The following is a 23,291-nucleotide window of genomic DNA, read 5'->3' as shown; positions in this document are numbered from 1 at the left end:
TCACATTAGATAGGGGAATTTTAAACAGTTGGTTGTTATATAGATAAGTAACGATTATGACACGAGAAGAATTAATACAAAAATGGTTAAATCACTCGTTAACACCGCAAGAATTAGAAGCTTTTAAACAGCTTGATGATTATGCAGAATTAACGAAGATGAACACTGCCTTACAGTACTTTAAAGCGCCCGACGTTGATGTTGATGCGGCGTATACTATTGTACAAAAACCGACACAAGAAAACATATCAAAACCTGCTTCATGGTTCAAACCTTTGCTACGCATTGCCGCGATTTTAGTTATAGGATTTGGCGCATACTTATATTCAACCATACCGAATGCAACACTTGTAGAAACACATGTTGCCGACAAAACATCTGTAGAATTACCAGATACTTCAGCTGTTACATTAAATGCCGTATCGAGTTTGTCATTTGATGAAGATTCTTGGAAAGAAAATCGCGAAGTAAGCTTAAAAGGTGAAGCGTATTTTAAAGTTGCCAAAGGCGAAACTTTTAGCGTGATTACTGATGATGGAATTGTAACTGTGTTAGGAACACAATTTAATGTAAAGCAACGTAAAAACTTGTTTGAAGTCTTCTGCTATGAAGGTTCTGTAAAAGTAAATTACAATGCTACAGAAGTTGTCTTAAAACCAGGACAACGCTTTTTGATACTAGATGGGAAACAAATTCGCAATGAAAAAGAAATGCTAAAAGAACCTTCTTGGATTCGCAACGAAAGTTCTTTTAAAAGTTTACCTTTACGAGAAGTCATTCAAGAATTTGAACGACAGTACAATGTAACAATTGATGCCAATGCTATAGATACTTCAGAAGTATATACAGGTAGTTTTACACATACCAATATAGACATGGCATTACAATCAATTACGTTGCCATTACAACTCAAATATCAAAAGAAACAAAACTCGATTATTCTAAAACGTGATTAAAAAACGCGTACGAACGTTACTCACATTTCTTTTCTTTTTTCTTAGTTTTCAATGCATTACAGCACAAGAAAATCAAGAGAATAAAATTTTACTGTCTAAATTACTGCCAACTATCGAAAAACAATATGATGTCGTTTTTTCGTTTGCCGATAAGTTTATCGAAAATGTATATGTAACTCCACAACAAAAAACAATTCCACTTACAGATTTATTGAAAGGTTTTGAAACTGAAACCAATCTGCGATTTACGTTAATTAATGGGCGTTATATTGCAATTACAGTGTTTGTAGATCAAATTCAAGAGTTGGATGAAATTTACTTAACCGAATATATTGCTTCTGGAATTTCTACCAATAGAACTGGACAAATAACCATAAAACCTAAAAACTTCGGAATTCTCCCAGGCGTTACAGAACCTGATGTTTTACTTACCATTCAAGCTTTACCTGGAATTTCAAGTGTGAACGAAACGGTTTCAAACATCAACATTCGTGGTGGAACAAATGATCAAAATATTTTATTGTGGGACAATATTAAAATGTATCAATCTGGACACTTTTTCGGATTGATTTCTGCATTTAACCCCTACTTTTTAAACAAAGTTACCGTTACTAAAAACGGAACAAGTTCTAAATATGGCGATGGTGTTTCGGGCATGATTGAAATGCAATTAGATGAACATCCTAATGATTCTTTACAAGCTGGCGCTGGATTAAACTTGATTCATGCAGATGGTTTTGCAAAAATTCAACTCAACAAAAAGATGGAAGTACAAGTTTCAGCACGTCGTTCCATTACCGATTTGATTGAAACGCCAACGTACACGGTATATTTTGATCGTATATTTCAAGATACTGACATTACCAATAACATGCAGCAAACCAATAGTACAACAACGATCAATAGAGATTTTCATTTCTATGATATAAGCGCAAAATTCATCTATGATATTTCTAAAAAAGACAACCTACAACTTAGTTTTTTAACTATTTTTAATGATTTAAGCTATACAGAAGAAGGCACATTTAACAATAGCGTACAAGCTGTAAATAGCGGTATTACACAACGAAATTTAGCAACTGGTTTAACCTACAATCGGGAATGGTCGCCGTCGTTTTCTACGCAAGTTCAACTCTATACTTCCAATTACAACCTAGAAGCAACGAATTTTGACATTACCAACAATCAACGGTTGTTTCAAGAAAATGATTTAGCAGATAGCGCTTTAAAATTTCACACAAAATATCGTATCAATGAAAACTTTACGATTCAAAATGGTTATCAATTTTCAGAAATTGGCATTACAAACATTCAAGACGTAAGCAATCCGCAATTTCGTACCGATCGTAAAGATGTCATGCGAAATCATGCTGTATATGCTGAACTCAATTATATTTCAGATAGTTACAGAACCATGGTAAATGTTGGAATTCGCGGAAATCGTTATGGCAAAATTGACGAATTTCGGTTTGAACCACGTTTGAGTTTTAGACAACAATTCTCTAATCATTTTAGTTTGTTGGTATTGGGTGAATATAAAAGTCAGGCGATTTCTCAAATTATAGATTTACAAAATGATTTTTTAGGAATTGAAAAGCGTCGTTGGACCTTGGCAAACGGAACTTCTATTCCGCTTATTGAAAGCAAGCAAGCTTCTATTGGCGTACAATACAACAAGAATAATTTACTGATCAGCGCAGAAGTGTATATAAAAGAAGTTGACGGAATTACCACGCGAAGTCAAGGTTTTCAAAATCAATTTCAATTTGTCAATGCAATTGGAAGTTATACAGCAAAAGGAATTGATGTGTTGTTTAATAAGAAATGGCACGATTTCAATACATGGTTGAGTTATTCTTTTAGCAAGAATGATTACGAATTTAGGTCATTAAATAACGGCGAACAGTTTCCAAATAATTTAGATATCACACACAATTTAACGCTTGGCGGAACGTATTCTTGGAAGAATTTTGAATTTTCGTTAGGAAGTTATTACCGCACAGGAAGACCAACAACTTCTATTGGTGTACCAGAAGTAACTAATGGAACTATCAATTACAACTCGCCAAATGCAGAAAACTTAGAAGATTATTTCAGAACAGATTTTTCTGCAACGTATCGTTTGACACTTTCTAAAAAGAGGAATATCAATTCTAAAATTGGACTTTCTGTTTGGAATGTATTCGATCAGCAAAATGTGTTGAATGAATATTACAATATAGACAATCAAGTAGTTTCACAAGTTCAAAACCAGGCATTAGGAATTACACCGAATTTGAGTTTTCGTGTTGATTTTTGATTTTATGTAAAACGTCATTTACGAGCGATAGCAAAGTAATCTGTTTATTCAACAAACAAATTGCCACGAATTTATTCTAACTTCTAGCAAAGACGAATCTTATACTATAGAGGAATGTAAAAGCAGCAGCGTCCTGAAACAAGTTCAGGATAATTTTCTACGAAAACTACATTCGCTCAGGAACCTGAATTCCTAACAACGCAAATGCATTTTTGATGGTGTCTCCTACTTTCTTTGATAATTGTACTCTGAATATCTTTTTAGCATCGTCTTCTTCTCCTAAAATATAAATATTTTGGAAGAACGAATTGTATAATTTCACTAAATCATAGGTATAATTTGCAATGACAGCCGGACTCTGATTGTTTGCCGCTAATTGAACCGCCGCAGGATATCCTTGCAATTGCTTTACAATTTCTTTTTCACGAATATCAATTTCGATATCAGTTATTTCTGCTGTATACTCAAAAGTTGCTTTTCGCAAAATTGATTGAATACGCGCATATGTATATTGAATGAAAGGTCCTGTATTTCCTGCAAAATCAATTGATTCTTTCGGATCAAATAAGATTCGTTTTTTAGGATCTACTTTTAGAATGAAATACTTTAACGCGCCCATTCCAATGATTTTATATAAATCTTCTTTTTCTTCGTCTGTGTAGCCTTCTAACTTTCCTAATTCTTGTGAAATTTCTTTGGCAGTAGCCGCCATTTCAATCATTAAATCATCTGCATCCACTACTGTTCCTTCACGGCTTTTCATTTTTCCGCTTGGTAAATCTACCATTCCATAGGATAAATGATGTAGGTTTTTAGACCAATCGAATCCGAGTTTTTTCAAGATCAAGAATAATACTTTAAAGTGATAATCTTGCTCGTTTCCAACTGTATAAATCATTCCTCCAATATCTGGATAGTCTTTTACACGCTGAATTGCCGTTCCGATATCTTGCGTCATGTACACTGCTGTTCCGTCTGCACGCAATACAATTTTTTCATCTAAGCCATCAGCTGTTAAATCGCACCAAACAGAACCATCTTCTTTTGCATAAAATACACCACTTTCCAAGCCTTCTTTTACAAAGTCTTTTCCTAAAAGGTACGTATCACTTTCATAATATAACGCGTCAAAATCAACACCTAAGTTGGTATATGTTGTTGCAAAACCATCATATACCCATTGGTTCATTTGTTTCCAAAGTGCTACAATATCTTCATCTCCTGCTTCCCATTTACGCAACATTTCTTGTGCATCAGCTCCAATAGTACTAATGTTTGTGAAGTATTCATTTTTAAATGATTTCTTAAATGCGGCTATAATTTCTTTTGAAAGATCGCCACCATTTTCATATTTCTCAGAAAACTTCTCTTCTAAAAATTTCTGAGTTTCTGGTTTTTTGGCAAATTCTTCTATTTTATCAATCGCAGGTGTTGTGTGTAGCCATTCAGCATATTCTAATTGAAAAACTTTTTCAAACTCTACATAATAGTTTCCAACCAATTTATCACCTTTCAATTCTGTTGAATTTGGCGTTTCTCCGTTTCCGAAACGTTGCCAAGCCAACATCGATTTACAAATGTGAATTCCACGATCGTTGATAATTTGTGTTTTGTATACTTTTTTACCTGAAGCTTTTATAATTTCCGCAACACTGTATCCTAATAAGTTGTTACGAATGTGGCCTAAATGCAACGGTTTGTTTGTGTTTGGTGAAGAATATTCAACCATCACAGCTGTATCACCTTTTGTTGGTGTTTCGTGTCCGAAAGTATCATTCTTTGTAATATTCGCGAAGAAATTCAAGTAAAAGGAATCATCTATTACAAGATTTAAAAACCCTTTTACCACATTAAAACGGCTTATTTCAGTTACATGTTTTTGTAAATACTGTCCAAGTTCTTCTCCAAGTTGTGCAGGATTCATCTTTTTAACGCGTAACATAGGAAAGGTCACAATTGTGATATCACCTTCAAAATCTTTCCTAGTTGCCTGAAATTCTACATTTTCTAATGTAGCTTTATACAGGGTTTGAAATGCTTCTTTGACTTTTACCGTTAAAACTTCTTGAATATTCATTACTCCTAAAAATTAAGGTGCAAAGATATCAATTATTGATTAGGTACAACGAAAGTTGTAATAGATAATTACGTCTTGGCTTTAATTTAAAAATCTAGAGAATTATTTGGGAATTGTACGTGTTATAAAGTAGTAAGGTCTTCCAATGTTTTGTTGTCTAAAACAGCGAGCATATTATCACGTACTTCTAGCATTAATTGATGCAATCCGCATTTGGTTTCATCTGGACAATCATCACATTTTTCGTAGAAATTTAGGCTTACACATGGAAGCATTGCAATTGGTCCTTCTAAGATTCGGATAAGTGAAGCAACTTTTATTTCACTTGGTGTTTTGATTAAATAGTAACCGCCACCTTTTCCTTTTTTTGAACCCAAAAAACCGTTGTTCTTTAATTGAAGTAGAATTGCTTCTAGAAACTTTTTAGAAATTTTTTCCTCTGTGGCAATTTCTGATATTAACACTGGCGCGTCGTCTCCTTTTCGAGCTATGTAGGTTAATGCTTTGAGTCCGTATTTTGTTTTTTTAGAAAGCATATATATAAGTTTCAGATAATGGTAACGTTTCGAGGCATTCCAATCTAGTGCATAAAAATAAACGGTTGTTAGTTAAAAACAAAAGTATTCTGTAATTATCTACAATAACGACCAATTTATTACCAAAACAAGCGTTTTTTACTACTTTTCTAACGATTTTGAAGTATTTTTTATAAAATCACGATTTTTTAATTGCTCCTTTTGATTGCTTCAAACGTAACACTCTCATACTGTGTAGTTTTATTTTACTATTTTAGCCGCCGATTATAGTTATAAACTAATTATTACATTACATGAAAAAATCACTATTTATTTTACTATTGTTACCAATTTTGACTTTTGGTCAAAAAATTAAGATCAAGAAAAACAAAATCCTTTTTGATAAGAAAGAAGTAGCCATTTTTGAAGATGGAGGCGAAAGAGATAAATATACATTTAAGTATTTATCTGGTGAAAAAGCATTTGATGCACACTACAAAGCCATTTCAGTTTCTGCTATTCAAGATCATCAATATGTAGAAATGACTGCTGCCGATGGACAAAAAACAGAGATTCCATATGAAATTTTACAAACCTCTTTTAGTTCAAAGAAAATTATCATTCGTTTGTTGAGTGAGAAATATAATTTGATTGATGCCAACGGAATTAATAAAGAAGCTGTTGCCGCTTTTTTTGCTGAAGAACGTGAAATTATCAGTGAAAAGTTTGCAAAAGCCGCTGCTGCTGCAAAACTTGACGAAGATAAACGCAAGCAAACTGTTGGTCGTTACAAACCCTATGTAAAGCCAAATGGAACAATTACGTTTGGAGGATCTAACGGAACTCAAATTGTTGGAAAGGTATTTTATTCTGCTTCTGACAACTCGTATGGAATTACAGATTTAGACGGAATTCGTGTTGCTACTGCAAAAGAATCGCGCAAAACAGGTTCTACTGCCGCAGTTGTCACAACCTACACGGATGAAACATTTGAATATGACAAAGGTTCTCGTACAATGTTTACGAATCGTTTTTCAAGAACATTTGGACAGTTATTTGTAGAAGAAATGGTTGGACGTGGATATGTTTTTGGTCGTCAGGCGAAGAAATATCAAAGTGATTTGCGCAAAGAAAAAGTAAAGATTGCCAAAGAAAATAGCGTGAATTTATATGGCGTTCCTGGAAGTATTACCGATAAAAAAGGAAAGAAATATACAGGAACTGTGTATGTTGTTTTTGAGAAATTGGAGATTGAGCCAGGACAACAAGTAGCTGGTTTACACGATATGAATTCTATTGACAATTATGGAAAATCGATCAGTATTCGATATAAGAATGATAAAGGAAGAACTCGTATTAAAAAGTTTTCTGCTAAAGATGGAATTTCGTTTACAGCTACTGATGAAGGTGTAGAAAAATTGTTTTACGGTATGAAAACTAAAGGAAATGCCATGAAAAAGTTATCAAACGCGGCTAATTTTGGGTTTAACAATTCATACTTCTACGAAAAGGTATATGAAGAAAACGGGAATATGTTGTTGACAAAACCTGGTGAAGAAGGAACGCATGTGATTAAAGCGAAAGATCAGAAAGCTGGTTTTATGATTGACGATCGTAGCAATTCGAAAATTTCGAAAGCCTTGGCAAAGTATTTAAAGAAGTGTAAAGATGTTTCAAATGATATTAAAGCAGAAGAGTTTGACTTAAAGAACGAAGAAAACTTAAAACAAATCATTCAAGAATATAATGACTGCGGGAAATAAGTTTTTAATAATTGAATTATAAAGAAAAAGCCTGAGAAGTGAATTTCTCAGGCTTTTTTTGTGTCTTTTCTTTATGAGAATATATTATATCTTGATAATTTCTAAATTTTGTCTTGATAAAATATTTTTTTGTCTTGATAACTTACTCAACTTATCAAGATAAAATTATTTTTTATCTTGATGTTTTTTAAGTGCCGTCTTTACTGAGATGAAAGACTATCTTTTTTAGCTTTATTATTTCTTTGGCAAGAAAACCTCAGCCATCATGCAACGAGCGCTTCCACCACCACAAGTTTCAATGGTTTCAATATTGCTGTATAAAATTTTACAGTGTTTTTCAATCGCTTGTATTTGACTTTCCGTTAACGATGTATATGCAGATTCGCTCATAACCAAGTACGGCTCATCGTTTGCGCCTTTAACTTGCAACATGTTTCCTGCAAAGTTTTCCACTTGTTTTTCTGTGATAACGATCAATTCTTTTCCATCATCTTTCAGATGTTTTTTTACATTTTCACGTTCTTTTTTGTCATCAATAGATTCCAAACAAATCACTGCAAAAGTTTCTGCCAAACACATCATTACATTGGTATGATAAATGGCTTTTCGTTTTCCATCTACGGTTTGATTTGCAGTAAATACAATTGGCGAATATTCAAAATCTTCACAGAATTCAATGAATAAAGTTTCGTCTGCTCTTGGCGATAACGCACAATATGCTTTTCTGTTAATTTTATCGAGCGCCATACTTCCTGTCCCTTCTAAGAAAACGTCTTCTTCTTCCGCAGACGTATAGTCAATGACATTATTTATTTGAAAACCTTGTGCTTCCAATACTTCCAACACATCTTCTCTGCGTTCTAAGCGGCGATTTTCGGCAAACATTGGATATACGCCAATATTTCCACTTTGATGAAAAGAAATCCAATTGTTTGGAAAGATAGAATCTGGTGTGTCAGGTTCTTCTGTATCTTGAATAATAACAACGTTTACACCAATTCCACGTAGCTTTTCTACATACGCATCAAACTCTTGTTGCGCTTTCGACTGTACGGTTTTCGGCTTCAAATCATCTATTTCTTGTTGGTAATAATTGTTTACCGCCGTTTGTTCGTTCATACGAAATGCTATCGGGCGCACCATCAGGATCGTGTTGGTAATTTGTTGCATTGACACCTAACTTTTATATTATTTTTTGATGCGCTAAAATTACATAAAAACTAAAATAATGCTAATTATATTTCGCTTTTTTCAATAAAAACTTAAATAAATTATGAAGTTCTTAAATAACGCCCTGATTTATAGCTGCTTTTTTATTTTACATTAAACAAAATTTACATTTTATATGTCGAACCTACATGATATGCAAATCCTTGAAATACGTTTCTTCCTGAGATTGTCTGTGAAGGAGCAATGTAAATTCCTGTTTTTTTTTTAGTATAGTAGTGCGCGTGTTTCTAGTATTTTGGTGAACTTGCAACAAAAAGTTAGACAAAAAGATAAGACTTAATAAAAATTAGTTCTGTGATTTTTCTAAATAGAGTTTCAAGCTCTGTATTTTTTTATTAATTGTAGCTGTTTTTCACATGACAATCGTAATAGTTTACTATTAGTAATTGTTTCAAGGTTATATTTCGAAGGTGTTTTGTTTGTATAAGAAAAAATCTATATCACCACAAAATGGAGGAATGTAAGCGAAGAACATTATATGTTGTTTGCCATCATTTAAATAATAGGTTTTTTGAATTCCTTCTTTTACAAAATATATGTAGCGTTCAGTTTTTCCTAGCTCAGTATTTATAGTTTTTTTGGCACAGTGTATTCAGATCAATATGAGATATACTCATCTAAAAGGTTATTATTTACCTTATAGATATCTGACAAGAATTTTCTCAATCGATTTTTTTAAAAATTATTGCTAAAGGTTAGTAATAGCGATAAAGTATTAATTTTGCTTGGAAAAAGTTAGTTCCAAGAGTTGGTAGTGTAATTTTCTAAAAATAATTTAATTTCGCCATTATCATAAAACTGATAGCTGATTCTTGTTCCGAAATAACTACCTGCTGCTCTTTTATTCCTTTTCCCCATTTTTTTTATTTCTTTTGAATTTTTATAAGGTCTTAAATCCACAGTTTTAGTGAACTTTAAGGAATCAATAGGTATTTGTGTTCTGCATTTAGATTTTTCGTAATATACTTTGGCAACTTCAAGTTCTTTCTCATATTGCTTTAAAATATTTTCTTTATTATATTTTTTACTTGACAATGAGGCTAAGGTTACTTGATCATTTTTTAAATAAAAATTGGCTTTTTCTTGACTTATTTCTATAATATCTCCTTTCTCTTTTGGAAAATTATCTTTAATGAAAATTAAATTCACTGTTCTACTTCTATTGACTGTATTACAATCAGACATTTGCACATATTGATACTCAAACGTTAAGTAATTAGGAAGTTTTGATTTTGGAATTTGTTTAGAATTTCGCAATGAAGTGCCATTATTATATGTCCCAGGTATTGAGGGATTTATACGAATCGTATCGGTAACAGTATTTATAGGTACTTGAAATTTATCATGTTGAGTTATTTTAGTAACCATAACTCCATATCCTTTTTCTGAAACACTCATCATATTAGAATCATATTTGTTGGGTATAGAGCAGTTTGTGAATAGTATTATAGTTATTAACAGGAGTACTTTTTTCATTATATTTAATTTTTCTAACGACAGACTAAATACAATTCTATATTTTTTTAAATAAAAAATAACTAGAATACTAATGGTTTGTAGTATTCATCATATTCATGATTTTATTACAAACATCTATTCGTTAATTAGGTTCCAAAAAGACTGTTGATTGTCAAGTTTTCTACTTATCTCAACTCTGAATCTTTTATGAATCACATTCTTATTTTAACATCATTAATCACACTAAAATCTAATTTTATAGAGAAAATTTCATTAGAGTTTATTTCCATTAAATGAATTAAAGCATATCCTTCTAATTGTTGAGAACCAACTTTAAAATTACCAGGAACATTTTCTAGCTCTTTTATGTCTTTTACCTTTTCAATTATCAACTTATTATTCAAATTTTCATAAAAAACAAATTTACCCTTGAGTTGATTCAAGTTGCCTAAAGACTTTTGTATCGTATACTCTTTTATACTGATAGCATTAACAACAGCAAATGTTGTGTCTTTTGGAGAGATAAGAGATTCTAATATGACTTCGGGTCCTGCTAAATTGAATGAACCTACTTCAAATAGAGGATTCTCTGTTTGTCTTGTGATTTGTAAGTTCAAATCAAAATTTTTGGCCTTTTGAAATTTGCCAAGATTGGAAATGAATTTAGATGTTATAAAACCTTTTTTAGTATTGATAGTATTAAAACTGGAATTCTCGACTTGTTCAGGTACGGTACTAAAAACAGTTGGATTTGATATTTGGTAAGTTATTGAGTTTTGACTTTCGCCATTACCGACAATAATTTTAGAATTGTTATTATTAGAACATGTAATTGTTCCTAAAACAATTAATATTAATAAAATAAATTTTCTCATTTTCTTTGTTTTATATATTGTTTCCACTTGTTACTTTTTCAATTCGCATCTGTTTTTACATAGAATTATCCAATTTAGAATTGCAGAAGTTAACGCCCACAGAGTAAAAACTTCTCGAAATTAGTTTTGACTAACATTCTTAAATTCTACCTTTTCATTCACTAAAAATGACGCTTGCGGCTCAGCTTCTACACTAAATTTTTCAGATAGATGATATTTTACCATCAAAGGAATTGCTAAGTAATCTACTTTTACTTCAATTACATCGTTAGCTTCTGCACCTTGTGTGGAATACAATAATTCTTGTTGAAGTGAAAATTTTTCGTTCAACTTAATTTCGGCAAATCCACCAACATAAAAACCAAATAGATTATTCTTGGCTGCATCACCGCCTCCTTCAACGGTCTCTATATTTTTTTCTGACTAAATACCTGAATACAGGTTCCAACCGTAAATAATAAAATGCAAAATGTATTTTTCATTTGTTCAAGTGTTTGCAATATAAGTGTGTTTACTTTTTGCATTTGATCAGAGTTATTTTTTAACTATTGAAAACTATTCACCAGTTTTCAAGTATTCTTTTGGAGGTGTCAAACTAAACTTTTTGTCCGATACAGGCTCACTCACTATTTTTACTACTTCTGATATGCTTTGGGTCTCACCTTCAGAGATGACTTTTCTATATAATATAAATCCTACTTTTGACGCCAAAGGCTTTGTTTTATTAACATTTTTTAAATAAGTGGTATTTATTTCTTTTGTACCAAAAACTTCAAATTGAATAGACTCATTAATTTTTATTATATATTGCTGACAATTATAACCTAGAATTTTTCTTTTTTTGTTTCCTAAAACAACTTCATATTTTTCTTTTTGATCTTCCTTAGAATTCTTTTTTTTAAGACTAAATGTTTTACCATAGTACGGATGATCTGTAAGCGCTAGAGTTTCGTTAGTTTCAATATCAACAATAAGTATAGTTTGTCCACTACCAACGTAATAAGGCGATTCTGATCTTAATTTATTATTCTTGAAATATGTAATGGAATTTAAAATGTCAGATTCTAAATTATCTTTTTGAATGTTTTTTGAAACAAAATAGCCTTCATTAAATATGTTAACTTGTGGCTTTTCTTCATTATGCTTTTCCTGGCTAAATACTTGTATAGATGTTACAAGAGTAATTAGTAAAATGTAAAGTGTATTTTTCATTTGTTAAGTATTAAAATTTTAAAGTATGTTTCTCCTTTTTGATACTAGAAATATCAAAATGTTACATTTTTTTAATTATTATCTAATATGGAGTTTTAGTTGCTTGATAAACCTATCATTTAAGTTCTTATTTATATCTTTTTGCTATTTATAATAGTATTCAAAAAAGTGAGGGAAATGAATAAGCTTGCTAAAACTTAAGCGCAAAGTAATTTTAGTTGCTTCCCATTTTAGGCTTGCAATAGCAACTTAATTATACGTCGTTATGTATCATCTTTTTTATTTTTAGATTACACACAACTTAGGTTATTTGGCGTATTGTATTTTAAACATTCAAGTTTGAGAAAACCTTTTTCAATCAAGAGCGTTGTCATTAGGTACTTTAATGGTCCATTTATAAAAAACATAGGAACCTTCGTATTTTGCATTGCACGGATCCATCTTTCTTGATGATTTAATTTTTCGAAAACGAGCCTGGCTATTAAATATGCGATTGACTTTCCATCCTTATAATTTAAAATATTACAAAATTGATTGATGAGTTCATCTGTAGGATACCTATGAAGTATTAAAAGGTTAGCACCATTACCTTCTTTTATGTAAAATATTTGATGACCGTTTACATCTATTGCCTGACCTCTATTCTTCCATGCAACTACTTCTTTATTCATCTCTAGTTTACTATAATTAGTAATACTACAAAGTTACTTATTAGCTATAATTGAGGTTTGTAAAAATCGGTCGTTTTCGTTAGTAGATAGTTTTTTTTTGGAGTGTGATTGGTATACTTTTTTATTTCTTTATTAAAATGAGATCGGTCGTAATAGTTTTGGTTTGATACTAAATCTCCTTTTTTGATGTCTTTAAATGCCGCAGAACATCATAATATATTACAATAGCTTTTTAGTAAAAGTTCAAACATTTTATTAAGATATTTATTGATGTGCCTGCTAGCCCAAAATGACCTTCAACTGCTATCCAACTTTTTATTTCTCTACCATAAGTTACATTTAGTTCAGTAACATTTTTTTCAATATCGGATGCCTTAACTATCTTAATTTCGGAATTCATATTCAAATAAAATGAAAAAATATGATTGTTCAGATTCGTAACTAAATCGGCATAATACTAATTCCGATACTATTGGTTTCAAATGCTGATAAATTTGTTATACCAATACCTACATGTTTAAATTCTCCACGAAAAAGTTCGGAATCCCACTTTACGGCATTGTTCTCATTTGTGATTCCTCACTTAAAAATACAACTTGAAAAGCAATCAACAATTCAAAATTGTTTTCTAAATACTCCACAAAAGATATAGTACCTTTGATGAAAATCTTAGGTTTCGGGATGTTGTGGCTTCAAAAATTCTTAACGAAAAAGCCATACTAGACTACGGAAAAGCAAAGTATTACGCTCTTATTAACGGCATGGTACTGCAACGCAACAAACCTTCTTGCTTGGCAATTTCTGCATATGGAACTTTTTCAACAGTGAACCCTTTTTCTTCTAACCAAGTGTTGAGTCGTGTAAAGTTTTGTTCGGAAATGACAACTTCTGGAGATATAGAAAATATATTACTATTCATGTTGTACATTTCGTCTTTGCTGATTTCGAAGATGTTTTCTTTTCCAAAAAAATCAACCAACCATTGGTATTCATCTTCCACTAAGAAACCATTTTTATGTAAGATTGCTTTGTCATTTCCTATTGGTTGAAAGCAACAGTCTAAATGCAATGCATTGTCTTTTGGCTCTGTGTTCGATTTACGAAGTTCGAATGATTTTACTGTTTTGTGTGGAAATAATTCTTGCAAAGCAATGACAGCATCAATATTTGTGCGTGCGGTAATATAGTCTGCATAGTCAGTGCCTGAATACGTTCCGATAAAAATATAATCGCCCCAAGGCATTACATCACCACCTTCTACATGAACTTCTTCTGGCAATGTGATTATGTTTTCTGGATTGATTTGATCAATTACGTGCTGAATGGCTTCAATTTCACGTTCGCGATCAGGTAATATATTCGATTTGATGAATTTGTCTTCAATTACAAAAGCAATATCTCTTGAGAATATTTGATTGTAATCTTTTATGATGTTCGGTCGGAATACTTGAATTCCATGTTTTTCAAAAACTTTCGCAACAGCTTCCATTTCTGGCACCATGTCTTTTTCTAATGGATATGTTCCTGCCAATACGTGTTGTTTTGATTTTGGATCGTAACAGTCTTCAGCTTTTGGAGTAGGTCCGCAACTTTCTGCCGTTCCTAACACAACTGCTTTGAGTTGTGAGGTTTCATCATTTACATATAATTTTAACATACTTTGGGGTATAATTAAAAAAAGCTTCATAGATATTTTTTCTATGAAGCTTTTTGGTATTATTATGGTGTTTATCTTTCAGATATTGCTTTGAATTCTCTGTGGTTTTCTCCAACATATACTTGACGTGGGCGACCAATTGGTTCTTTTTGCAAGCGCATTTCTCTCCATTGTGAAATCCATCCTGGTAAGCGTCCTAATGCAAACATTACTGTAAACATTTCTGTTGGAATTCCCATTGCTCTGTATATAATTCCAGAGTAGAAATCTACGTTTGGATATAGTTTTCTATCTACGAAGTATGGATCTTCCAATGCTTCTTTTTCTAATCCTTTTGCAATGTCTAAGATTGGATCTTCCACTCCTAAGTCAGCTAATACCTCATCGGCAGCAACTTTGATAATTGTTGCTCTTGGATCGAAGTTTTTGTAAACTCTGTGTCCAAATCCCATTAAACGGAAAGGATCACTTTTATCTTTTGCTTTCGCCATGTATTTTTTAGTGTCTCCACCATCTTGACGAATTCCTTCTAACATTTCTAATACAGCTTGGTTTGCTCCTCCATGTAATGGTCCCCAAAGTGCAGAGATTCCTGCGGCTAGTGAAGCAAATAATCCAGCATGAGAAGAACCTACGATACGAACTGTAGATGTTGAACAGTTTTGTTCGTGGTCTGCATGTAAGATTAATAGTTTGTCTAAAGCGTTAACTATTATTGGATTTAGTTTGTATCCTTCATGTGGTTGTTTGAACATCATTTTTAATACATTTTCAACGTATCCTAATGATGAATCACCATAATCTAATGGTAAACCTTGTTTTTTACGCATTGTCCAAGCTACTAATACAGGAAATTTTCCAAGTATTTTTACAATTGCATGATACATTTCTTCTTCTGAATCTACATTTACAGAGGAAGGATTGAATGCTGTTAGTGCATTTGTTAGTGATGCTAACACACCCATTGGATGTGCAGATTTTGGAAACGCATCTATTATTTTTTTGATATCATCATCTACGATAGATTGCGCTTTGATGTCTTTATGGAATTTTGCTAATTGTGCTGCAGTTGGCAATTCTCCAAATATTAATAAATAAGCAACTTCTAAAAAATCTGCTTTTTCAGCTAAGTCTTCAATTGAGTAACCTCTGTAACGAAGCACACCTTTTTCTCCATCTAAAAATGTAATGGCACTTTGGCAAGAGCCTGTATTTTTATATCCTGGATCAATTGTGATAACTCCATCTGTGGAGCCTCTTAAATTTTTGATATCAATAGCGATTTCATTTTCTGTTCCTTTAATTACAGGGAACTCATGTTTCTCACCATTAACTTCTAACGTAGCTATATTATCTGACATATTTTTCTAGAATTTTTATTTTTTTAACTGGATTGCTAAATTACAAAATAAGTCGCGATTTATGAAAAGACTTTACAAAGGATTTAAGAATTAAGATATCATTTAAATTTATAATAAAAATAAATCTTGTTAATACTTAGAATAGCCTTGGTTTTATGACAAGAGTCTATTTTTGCATATTGAGATTTTTCGATGTTTAAATGCTTGTTTTTCGAATCGTTTTTAGCGTGCTTTTCTAGTGTTAGTAATGTTGATGATTTTTACATGTTTGCTATTCGCTTTGAGGTAATTGCTCTATAATTTGATAGGTACTAAAGTTTAAGAAGTTTCCAGGGTGTGCAAATACGTTTTGTAAGATGAATGGCGTATCAGGAGTTGTACCTGTATATTGTGTGTTTCCATCCATATTGACATCATTTGTATCATAACCAGAAACGACATAGGTTGGGAAGTTTAAGAAGTTTCCAGCATCGTTTAGTACTTGTGAGAGAATTGATGGTACATCAGGCGTAGTTCCTGAGTATTGCACAACCGTGTCTCCATTTACATTTCCACACCACATGGCCACCACATCGGCTGGCATGCCAAAGTTTGTCTGAGCATTTGTACCATAGGTAATTTGGTTGTTACGATCTGTAAAGTCTATAGTAGTGACAGTCGTAGATAAAGCCAATGTACTGCTTGACATGATTCCTAAGTGGTTTCTATGTTTTATAACTATGTAGTAATTGCCTGGTGCTTGACTGAAGCTTACAGGAGTTGATGTATTATCAGAAAGTGCCTCTACGATATCTCCATCGCGTTGTAATAGTGCCGATTTTCCATCAATGACAATTGTAGGATTGGTTGCATCTCTAAGTTCTACCCAAACCCAATCGACAATTTTGTCTTGTCCCGTTGCAGTAAATACAGGATCGGTAGTAAGAATGGCAGTAGCATCTGTATATGGGCTTACTGTTAAAATATAACCGTTATCTTTTAAATCTGTACGCATGAAACCATCTAGATTTTGAAGCATTGCTCCTTGTAAGTATGCTTTTGCGGCTACCTGAATAGGGTTTCCACAGAATTCACTAAAACTTGTATTCGGTTCAATAAGCGTCCAATTGGCGGTACTGTATGCGGCGTCATCCACCTGAATACAGAATAAATCTACATTACCAAGTGTAATAAACGTTGTTACATTGGTATTGTTTCCGTTTTGAACATTTAGACCAACTAACGCAGCACTATCTGCAATTAGGTAATTTAGGTTGGTGTTTTGACTTAAGTCTAATTCGCCTAAGAAGTTTAATCCACAGTTTAAGATTTCTAACGCTGCAAAGTCTTCTATTCCTGTGAGATCGAAAATACCAAGATCGCGAATGTTTAAGTCATTTACTGTATTGATGTTGCTTGTGGTTACATAATCGTCTAAGACATCATCTAAACTTAAATCGATTAAAGCTTGCTCAAAGTTGTTGTCTGGCACGTATGTGAGTCCTGGAATTGTGTTTGTAGATACACAGATATCAAAAGTAGTGTTTGCATTTGCTACATGCGAGTATACTTGAACATAATATGTATTTCCTATTGTTAATCCTGTTGCTGTATTTTCTAATCCATCTGTACAGTAAATGGCATCTGTAATGTTTCCACAGGTATATGTTTGTGCATCAATTAAGGAATGCCAAAGAAAGCTTGGTGAACCTGTTAGGTTTTGTAATGCAATTTTATGGGTTGTTTCGGTGGCTACAAAGCTAAACCACACATCAGTAAAGTTTGCATTATTTCCAAAACACTGTAGTGAATTAGAATTAGTTGCACCAACCATTGTCGCAGCTATTACATTGTTACATGTTGCATCACTTATTGGAATGTCAATAGCGTCTACACACTCATCATTTTCAAGAAAACCACAATCTGTACTAAAACTTGTACCTGCATCAATATTGCTCCAGTTGGCAGTACTGTATGATACATCATCAACTTCTATGCATTCTAAATTGGGGTTATTAACTGTTGTGAAAAGATAAAGAAAGTTAGCGTTATTACCATTTTTAATATTTAAATTTATAAGGTTATTGTCACTAGCTACTAAGCCTCTTAAACCTGTATTAATAGAAAAATCTAAAATTGCTAATTGATTATTTTTACAATCGATATAATCTAAGTTTGTATTATTACCAACATTTAAACTGGTAAGCAAATTATTACTACAATTCAGAAAAGTGATATTTGTATTATTGCTTACATCTAAAGTTGTTAGTTGATTGCCTTCACAATATAAAATATCCAAATTTACATTACCAGCAATATCAACGCTTGTAAACTGATTATCAGATAAATAAAGATTTTCTAACACAATATTATTCGCAAGATCTATATTCGTTAGTTGATTATTACTAAGACTTAAATGGGTTAAGTCAACATTTTGTGATACATCTACTGTCGTTAATTGGTTTATTCCTAAAGATAAATCTGTTAAATTAATATTATTCGTTAGATCTATACTTGTTAGTTGGTTTGTTCTAAGTCTTAGATACGTTAGGTTTATATTTTGTGATAAGTCTATACTTGTCAGCTGATTCCCCTCCAACTGTAGACTTGTTAAGCTTGTATTCTGAGATAAATCTATGCTTGTTAATTGATTAAACCAACAGCCTAAAGATTCTAATGCTATGAAATCTTCAATACCTGTTAAATCTGAAATACTTTTATTTGCTATATTTAATTCAGTAATATTACTAATGCTCCCTGTTAATACATAATCATCTAATACATCATCATACCCTAAATCAATCAACGCTTGTTCAAAATTATCATCTGGCACATAGGTTAATCCAGAAATATTTAATGTAGATACACAAAGATCAAAGGTTTCTGTTGAGTCTGCTAGATCTGAGTATACTTGAATGTAGTAGGTGTTTCCGATGGTTAAATCTGTTGCCTGACTTTGTAATTCATCCGCACAGTAGATTGCATCCGTGATGTTTCCGCAGTTGTACGCTTGTGCATCAATGACTGCATGAAAAACGGTGTTTGACGGACCTGTTGTGTTTAGTAATGCGATGTTGTGTGTCGTTTCTGTGGCAACAAAACTGAACCAAACATCTGTAAAATCTGGCAAGTCTCCAAAACAGTGTAATGAGTTTGAATCGGTTGCACGCAGTAATGTCCCTGATGTTGTTGTGCTACACGCATTGTCACTTATTAGAACTGTGATTGCGTTTGTACATTCGTCATTTTCAGGCGGACCACAGTTTGTACTGAAACTCGTTCCATTTTCAATGGTTGTCCAATTGGTTGTACTGTACGCAGCATCATCCACCTGAATGCAGAATAAATCTACATTACCAAGTGTAATAAACGTTGTAACATTGGTATTGTTTCCGTTTTGAACATTTAGACCAACTAACGCAGCACTATCAGCAATTAAGTAGTTTAAGTTGGTGTTGTTGCTTAAGTCTAATTCGCCTAAGAAGTTTAATCCGCAGTTTAAGATTTCTAATCCTGCAAAGTCTTCTATTCCTGTGAGATCGAAAATACCAAGATCGCGAATGTTTAAGTCATTTACTGTATTGATATTGCTTGTCGTTACGTAATCGTCTAAGGTTATATCATATCCGAGATCAATCAGTGCTTGCTCAAAGTTATCGTCTGGCACATAGGTTAATCCTGGAATTGTATTTGTAGATACACATATATCAAATGTAGTATTTGCATTTGCTACATGCGAATATACTTGGATGTAATATGTATTTCCTATGGTTAATTCTGTTGCTTCTCCTTCTAAAGCATCCGCACAGTAAATGGCATCTGTAATGTTTCCACAATTGTACGTTTGTGCATCAATTAAGGCATGCCAAAGAAAGTTTGGCGAACCTGTTAGGTTTTGCAATGCAATTTTATGTGTTGTTTCGGTGGCTACAAAGCTAAACCACACATCAGCAAAGTTTGCATTGTTTCCAAAACATTGTAGTGAATTAGAATCAGTTGCACCAACTATTGTCGTAGCTATTACATTGTTACATGTAGCATTACTGATTGGAATGTTTATTGCGTTTACACATTCATCATTTTCAAGAAAACCACAATCCATACTAAAGTTTGTACCTACATCAACATTTGTCCAATTCGCGGTGCTGTATGCTACGTCATCTACCTGAATACAAGTAAGATTGGGCACATTTGAAGCTAAAAAGGTTGTAACGCTTGTATTATTTCCATTTTGGATATTAATTCCGTTTAACTGAAAACAATTATTCACAAATAAGTTCTCAAAAACTGGATTGTTAGATACGTCTACAAATGGCACTTGCGTTCCGCCAACACTTAAGATTTTTAAAGTTGGGTTTGCTGAAACATCGATTGCTTCTAAAGGACAATTTGCACATAATAATGATTCAAGATTTGGATTGTTTGAAACATCTATGCTTTGTACTTGGGTAAAATTCATATTTAATGTTTTCAAACTTGAATTTACAGATACATCTACTTCAAAGAATTGCGGGTTTAGTACAACATTTAAAGTTTCTAGTAACGTATTTTGCGATACATCTATTGTTGCCAATTGATTTGATTGAAAGCTTCCAGTGATGAGCGCTGTATTTTGTGTAATATCAATTGTTGTGAGTTGGTTGCTTTCAATGGATAGATACTGTAAGGCTATATTTTGAGTTAAATCTATCGTTGAAAGTGAAGTATTATTTGCGTTTAAAAGTACTAATGCTGGATTTTGCGTTAGATTTAAATTTCCCAATGGATTATTACCAACATATAATTGTTCCAACGCTGTAAAATCTTCAATTCCTGTTAGATTTCCAATATTTCTACTGTCTATATTTAAAATTTCAATAGCATCGATATTTGTCGTAGTTACGTAATTGTCTAAGGTTATATCATATCCGAGATCAATGAGTGCTTGTTCAAAGTTATCATCTGGCACATAGGTTAGCCCTGGAATTTCATTTGAAGCTACACAAACATCAAATGTTTCCGTTGCGTTTTCTATATTTGTGTATACTTGAATGTAATAGGTGTTTCCAATTGTCAATCCAAAAGCTTGATCTTCTAGTGCATCCGTACAATAAATTGCATCTGTAATGTTTCCGCAATTGTAGGTTTGTGCATCAATGACTGCGTGAAATACTCGTGAATCTACTCCAGATGTGTTTAATATTTTGATATTGTGCGTTGTTTGTGTGGCAACAAAACTATACCAAACATCAGAAAAAGCAGTAGAAGGCCCAGCACATTGAAGTGAGTTTGAGTTTGTTGCCTGGGTTAGCGTTCCTGCGACTGTATTGTTACACGTAGCGTCACTTATTGGAACTGAAATGGCATCTACACATTCGTCATTAGATGGAATTGGTGCTGGATTACAATTTACACTAAAAGTAAGTCCTGCATCAATATTTGTCCAATTGGTAGTACTGTATGCAACATCGTCAACATCTACACAGCTTAAATCCGGATTACCCGTTAGGTCAAAAGAGTTACCAATAAAACTTGGAAGTATGGTATTGTTTCCACTTCTCAAATCTACACTTGTCAATGCATTGTTTGTAGCTTCTAGTGAAACTAATTGTGTATTGTTTGATAAATCTAAATATTCAATGGCGTTATCATTACAGTTTAGTTGTAGTAAAGCTGTATTTTGTGAGGTATTTAGACTTGTTAATGAGTTACCTGAAACCAAAAGGTTTCTTAGATTCACATTCTGTGAAATGTCTATACTTGTAAGCAGATTATTGTCTGATAACACAATTGTCTCTATTGCAACGTTAGGCGTAAAATCTAATGTGGTTAGTTGTGTTCCTCTTAGATTTATATAATCTAATATCACATTTTGACTTAAGTCAAGAGCTACTAAAGGATTTAGTTCTGCCCGCATATAGTCAAGCACTGTATTTTGTGTAAGGTCTATTGTCGTTAGATTATTTGTAAAGCATTCTAGTCTTTCTAATGCTGTATTTTGGGTTAAGTTTATACTGGTAAGCTCATTAAAATAACACTTTAAATCGCGTAACGCTGCATTTTGAGATAAGTCTAAACTCGTCAAATTATTTCCTGTGCAATTTAATTCTTCTAACGCTGTAAAATCGTCTATTCCTGTCAAGTCAGCAATTTGACGATTCGATATCGTAAGCACTGTAATAGTATTTATATTGTTTGTTAGGACATAATCGTCTAGCACAGTATCATATCCTAAATCAATTAAGCCTTGCTCAAAATTATCATCTGGCACATATGTTACGCTTGTACACATTTGTGAAAAGTTAGCTCCTGCACCTATATTTGTCCAATTTGCCGTACTATATGCTTCGTTATCTACTTGAATACAAGCTAAGTTAAGATTATTTAATGCATTGAAAAAAGTAACGTTTGTATTGTTTCCGTTTTTTACACTTAAAAATTCCAACTCGTTAGTGTTGCAATCTAGCGAAGTAAGGTTTGTTTGATTTTCTAGAACTAAGTATTGTAACGCATTAGAACTACAATTCAGTATTGTTAGATTCGTATTTGAAATTAGATTTAAACTTGTTAAGTTATTATTACTACAATTTAATATTTGTAATGAAGTAAACGCTTCGATTCCTGTTAGGTCTGAAATGTTTTTATTACTGATATTTAGGTCATTTACTTGATCAACAGCAGCTCCTAATATGTATCCATTTACGGATCCAGAATCATGACCTAAATCGATCAATGCTTGTTCAAAATTTGCATCTGTTACAAAAACCGCATCTTGAGGTATACAAGAAATATTCATATCCACACTTCCTACATCTGATGATCCATATCCAGTAATTGTGATATAATAGGTTGTTGTTCCATCAGATTCAAACGTTCCGTATGAACGATATCCTGGTCCACATTGCCCTGAATTATCATCATTTGCCGCAACTAACGTTAAATTTCCCGAAGTTCCTGTGTATACTAGGTAGGAAGTGTCATAGCCTGAAGCACAAAGGTCTAAGGTTATAACTTCTGGAATTCCAGCACCTGTATAGGAATACCAAATGTTTGGCGCATCTAAATCGGCACCAAAACCATCTGGAGCGTCGTTTTCATCCAAAGTGGCATCTGCCGTACTTGATGTGTAATTGTTTCCACAACTTATAGGAATAGCATTTGCAAAATTGTCGTTTGAAGGTTGTGCTACTGCTGTTAGTACCCAAATAATGTTTGTGAAAATTAATAAAGGGAATAGTAATTTTAATTTCATGCAAAAT

The 23,291-nt window shown here is 32.7% G+C and carries 14 protein-coding genes; 3 read left to right on the top strand and 11 right to left on the bottom strand.

Going from position 1 to position 23,291, the window contains the following annotated elements:
* The first annotated feature begins 56 nt into the window (after positions 1-56).
* Both ACQ654_RS19775 and ACQ654_RS19770 read left to right on the top strand, forming a co-directional pair.
* Complete coding sequence (locus ACQ654_RS19775; RefSeq protein WP_430412069.1) at positions 57-956, top strand: FecR family protein; 900 nt, start codon at positions 57-59, stop codon at positions 954-956.
* Entirely contained in the window at positions 949-3,255 is a 2,307-nt protein-coding gene (locus tag ACQ654_RS19770; protein WP_430412068.1) for a TonB-dependent receptor plug domain-containing protein, read from the top strand. The genes ACQ654_RS19775 and ACQ654_RS19770 overlap by 8 nt, the downstream gene beginning before the upstream one ends.
* 166 nt (positions 3,256-3,421) lie before the next feature.
* Here ACQ654_RS19770 and argS read toward each other — a convergent pair whose 3' ends face one another.
* Both argS and ACQ654_RS19760 read right to left on the bottom strand, forming a co-directional pair.
* Positions 3,422-5,332: an arginine--tRNA ligase gene (gene argS / locus ACQ654_RS19765; protein WP_430412067.1), complete on the bottom strand. Its 1,911-nt coding sequence runs from the start codon at positions 5,330-5,332 to the stop codon at positions 3,422-3,424.
* A gap of 122 nt (positions 5,333-5,454) precedes the next feature.
* Positions 5,455-5,868: an RrF2 family transcriptional regulator gene (locus tag ACQ654_RS19760; RefSeq protein WP_430412066.1), complete on the bottom strand. Its 414-nt coding sequence runs from the start codon at positions 5,866-5,868 to the stop codon at positions 5,455-5,457.
* Between the two features lie 293 nt (positions 5,869-6,161).
* On the opposite strand from ACQ654_RS19760, the gene ACQ654_RS19755 reads away from it, so the two are divergent.
* Positions 6,162-7,610, top strand: coding sequence for a hypothetical protein (locus ACQ654_RS19755; RefSeq protein ID WP_430412065.1), 1,449 nt, complete (start codon positions 6,162-6,164; stop codon positions 7,608-7,610).
* A 234-nt stretch (positions 7,611-7,844) separates the two neighbouring features.
* Here the strand turns inward: ACQ654_RS19755 and ctlX are convergent, their stop codons facing one another.
* The 9 genes from ctlX to ACQ654_RS19710 form a co-directional block, all read right to left on the bottom strand.
* Positions 7,845-8,780 (bottom strand): citrulline utilization hydrolase CtlX, encoded by a 936-nt coding sequence (ctlX, locus tag ACQ654_RS19750; RefSeq protein ID WP_430412064.1) that lies wholly within the window; start codon positions 8,778-8,780, stop codon positions 7,845-7,847.
* 795 nt (positions 8,781-9,575) lie between these two features.
* Entirely contained in the window at positions 9,576-10,316 is a 741-nt protein-coding gene (locus tag ACQ654_RS19745) for a hypothetical protein (protein ID WP_430412063.1), read from the bottom strand.
* A 194-nt stretch (positions 10,317-10,510) separates the two neighbouring features.
* The gene (locus tag ACQ654_RS19740) at positions 10,511-11,173 is read right to left on the bottom strand and encodes a hypothetical protein (protein ID WP_430412062.1); all 663 of its coding nucleotides are present in this window, start codon (positions 11,171-11,173) and stop codon (positions 10,511-10,513) included.
* A 120-nt stretch (positions 11,174-11,293) separates the two neighbouring features.
* Positions 11,294-11,584, bottom strand: coding sequence for a porin family protein (locus tag ACQ654_RS19735; protein ID WP_430413038.1), 291 nt, complete (start codon positions 11,582-11,584; stop codon positions 11,294-11,296).
* Positions 11,585-11,728: 144 nt separating this feature from the next.
* Positions 11,729-12,385 carry a DUF4412 domain-containing protein gene (locus ACQ654_RS19730; RefSeq protein ID WP_430412061.1) on the bottom strand — a complete coding sequence of 219 codons (657 nt, stop codon included), beginning with the start codon at positions 12,383-12,385 and terminating at the stop codon, positions 11,729-11,731.
* 290 nt (positions 12,386-12,675) lie between these two features.
* A complete protein-coding gene (locus ACQ654_RS19725) occupies positions 12,676-13,056 on the bottom strand; it encodes a hypothetical protein (protein WP_430412060.1) in 381 nt (126 codons plus the stop codon).
* Positions 13,057-13,798: 742 nt separating this feature from the next.
* Positions 13,799-14,713, bottom strand: a complete 915-nt coding sequence (locus ACQ654_RS19720; protein WP_430412059.1) for a dimethylarginine dimethylaminohydrolase family protein — start codon at positions 14,711-14,713, stop codon at positions 13,799-13,801.
* Between the two features lie 71 nt (positions 14,714-14,784).
* Complete coding sequence (locus tag ACQ654_RS19715) at positions 14,785-16,074, bottom strand: citrate synthase (RefSeq protein ID WP_430412058.1); 1,290 nt, start codon at positions 16,072-16,074, stop codon at positions 14,785-14,787.
* A gap of 271 nt (positions 16,075-16,345) precedes the next feature.
* Positions 16,346-23,284 carry a leucine-rich repeat domain-containing protein gene (locus tag ACQ654_RS19710; protein ID WP_430412057.1) on the bottom strand — a complete coding sequence of 2,313 codons (6,939 nt, stop codon included), beginning with the start codon at positions 23,282-23,284 and terminating at the stop codon, positions 16,346-16,348.
* Between the last annotated feature and the right edge of the window lie 7 nt (positions 23,285-23,291).

Origin of the sequence: Kordia sp., from assembly GCF_965283645.1 — a bacterium.
Lineage (GTDB): Bacteria > Bacteroidota > Bacteroidia > Flavobacteriales > Flavobacteriaceae > Kordia.
Note: the sequence above shows the minus strand (reverse complement) of the source record. Positions and strands in the feature narration are given on the sequence as shown.